Here is a 2,198-nt window from a genome sequence, read left to right as displayed (position 1 = left end):
CGCGTGCGCAGCACGCTTCGTGCACTGACTGTCGCCGACTGTTTGACCACAACGACCGAAGTGAGTGGAGGGAGTTTCGGCGACGGGCCGCGAAACCAGTCAGCGGAGGGCAGTCGTCGCCCCGCCAGGGGCGACGACCGCACCGACCGGCGAGCCCCAGCCTCCCCACCCGCGCCTTTGCTACGCCCCCCGTTGCTCATCCAGACACCGCAGCAGCTGCGCCACATTCACCGGCTTGGTCAGGTAGGCCGCGAAGCCCGCCGCGCGCGCCGCCTTGGACTGCTCCGGCGTCGCATCCGCCGACAGCGCGATGCGCGGGCAGCCGAGCGCCGCCTCCAGCGCGCGCGACACCTCGACGCCGCTCATGTCGCCCAGGTGCATGTCGAGCAGCAGCAGGTCGGGGCGCTGCTGCAGCGCCATCTCGACCGCCTGGCGCCCGTTGGCCGCCACCAGCAGCCGCCAGTCGGGCCGCATCTTCATCACCTGGCGCACCAGCTCGACGTTCATCGGGTTGTCCTCGGCGTACAGCACCGTCCACGGCACCGCCGGAATGTCGACGGACACCTCGGTGGGCGCGAAGCCCGGGTCCGACGCCGCCGCCGGCACCCACGGCAGGCTCGCGGTGAAGACGCTGCCGACGCCCGGCTCGCTCTCGACCGACAGCCGGCCGTTCATCAGCTGCACCAGGCGCTGCGTGATCACCAGGCCGATGCCGGTGCCCTCGACGCCGCTGCGCTCGGCGCCGAGCCGGTTGAACGGCTCGAACAGGTGCGCGATCTGCGCCGGCACCAGCCCCTCGCCGGTGTCGCGCACCCGCAGGTGCACCAGCCCCACGCCCTCGTCGACCGGCCAGCTCAGCAGCACCTGGCCGCCGCGGCGGTTGTACTTGATCGCATTGCTCAGCAGGTTCACCAGCACCTGGCGCAGCCGCAGGTGGTCGGCCTGCACGCAGGTGCGCGGATCGGCCGCCTGCGGCGATGCGCGCTCGATCAGCAGCTGCACGCCGGCCTCGGCCGCGGCCGGCGCGACCATCGCGAGCGCCTCGTCGACGACGCGCCGCAGCGCGACGCTGCCCGACACCAGCGCGACGCCGCCGCTCTCGATGCGCGACAGGTCGAGCACGTCGTTGATCATCGCGAGCAGGTGGGTGCCGGCCTGCGTGATGTGCTGCACCCGCATCTGCTGCGCCGCGTTCAGCGGCTGCTGGCTGTCGAGCTCCAGCAGCTGCGCGAAGCCGAGCACCGCGTTCAGCGGCGTGCGCAGCTCGTGGCTCATGCGCGACAGGAACTCGGTCTTCGCGGCGTTCGCACGCTGCGCCGATTCGGCCGCGAGCACCGCCTCCTCGACGCGCTTGCGCTCGGTGATGTCGATCATCAGCCCGCGCAGCAGCCGGTGGCCGCCCTCGGGGCGGAACACCGTGACCCAGCTGCTCATCCAGCGCACGCTGCGGTCGGCCGCGTAGAAGCGGTACTCGATCGCGCTGACCGAGCCGGTGAGCTGCGAATCGGCGACCTCGCGCAGCGCGCGGTCGCGGTCGTCGGGGTGCACGTGCAGGATCCAGAAGCGCGGCTGCATCCAGTCGGCCTGCGGGTAGCCGAGCAGCTGCTTGGCCTTGTCGCTGACGAAGGTGAAGTTCTCGGTGCGTGGGTCGCCCTCCCAGAAGATGCCGTCGACGGAGTTCAGCAGGTCGACGAAGCGCTGGCGGCTCGCGCGCAGCTCGGACTCGGCCTGCTTGCGCTCGGTGATGTCCTGCACCACCGCGATCAGGTAGTCGGGATGGCCGTCGGGCTTGCGCACCAGCGTGACGTTGATGGTGGCCCAGACGATGCGGCCGTCGGCATGCAGGTAGCGCTTGTCGGCACGGTAGCGCGGGATCTCGCCGGCCAGCAGCTGGCGCCGCCGGCGCCGCTCGCCCGCCAGGTCGTCGGGGTGGGTCACGTCTTCGGTGCTGAGCGCGAGCAGCTCGGCGCGGCTGCGCCCGAGCATGTCGCACAGCTGCTGGTTCAGGAACAGCGGGAAGCCGTCGAGCCCGATCTGCACGATGCCGGAGCCGGCCATCTCGAGCACCGCGCGCAGCTGGGTCTCGCTCGCGCGCAACGCGTTCTCGGCCTCGCGCCGCTCGCGGTCGTTGCGGACCGCGCCGAGGATCGCGCCGACGCTGGTGAAGAGCGGCTGCAGCCGCTCGACCAGGGCCTGGT

The 2,198-nt window shown here is 71.8% G+C and carries 1 protein-coding gene; it reads right to left on the bottom strand.

Annotation, left to right across the window (positions count from 1 at the left end; genetic code table 11):
• Nucleotides 1-180: 180 nt before the first annotated feature.
• Nucleotides 181-2,198 (bottom strand): ATP-binding response regulator (locus tag AC1D01_RS31240; RefSeq protein ID WP_477873374.1); only part of this gene is annotated, 2,018 nt, incomplete at its 5' end.

The sequence above is a fragment of the Rhizobacter sp. P3_B12 genome, assembly GCF_056402895.1.
This window is presented reverse-complemented; position numbering and strand designations above follow the sequence as displayed.